This is a genomic window from Mesorhizobium sp. M2A.F.Ca.ET.042.01.1.1 (genome assembly GCF_003997405.1).
GTDB lineage: Bacteria > Pseudomonadota > Alphaproteobacteria > Rhizobiales > Rhizobiaceae > Mesorhizobium.
Genome location: NZ_RZRX01000614.1, coordinates 1 through 739, shown reverse-complemented (window position 1 = coordinate 739; position 739 = coordinate 1). Strand labels below are relative to the sequence as shown.

Here is a 739-nt window from a genome sequence, read left to right as displayed (position 1 = left end):
CTACCCGAAGAACCGCAGCCCGATCCTGCCGCGCTTCACCGGCGCCGACGCAGCCGACAAGGACGCCGCCGAGAAGGCTGAAGCCGCAGAGCTTGCCCGCCAGGCGCGCGAAGGACTGGAGGCGCGGCTTGCCGCGCACGGGCCGACGCCGGGCTACACGGTCGAGCAATATCGCGAGCGGCTCGAATTCGAGCTCGGCATCATCGAGAAGATGAAGTTTCCGGGCTATTTCCTGATCGTCGCCGACTTCATCAAATGGGCCAAGTCGCAAGGGATTCCGGTCGGGCCGGGCCGCGGTTCGGGCGCCGGCTCGCTGGTCGCTTATTCGACAACCATCACCGACATCGACCCGCTGCGCTTCTCGCTGCTGTTCGAGCGCTTCCTCAATCCCGACCGCGTCTCAATGCCGGACTTCGACATCGATTTCTGCCAGGACCGGCGCGAGGAGGTCATCCGCTACGTCCAGCAGAAATACGGCCGCGACCAGGTTGGCCAGATCATCACCTTCGGAACGTTGCAGGCGCGCGCCGTGCTGCGCGACGTCGGCCGCGTGCTGCAGATGCCATACGGCCAGGTCGACAAGCTTTCCAAGATGGTGCCGCAGAACCCGGCCAATCCGGTCAAGCTGGCGGACGCCATCGCCAACGAGCCGCGCTTCGCCGAGGAGGCGGAAAAGGAGCCGATCGTACAGACGCTGCTCGACACGGCGCAGAAGCTCGAAGGCCTTTATCGCCATGCC

General features: G+C 65.2%; 1 pseudogene. It reads left to right on the top strand.

What is annotated here, in order from left to right:
- Positions 1-739 (top strand): annotated as a pseudogene (locus EOA23_RS35180) (DNA polymerase III subunit alpha); the annotation flags it as partial.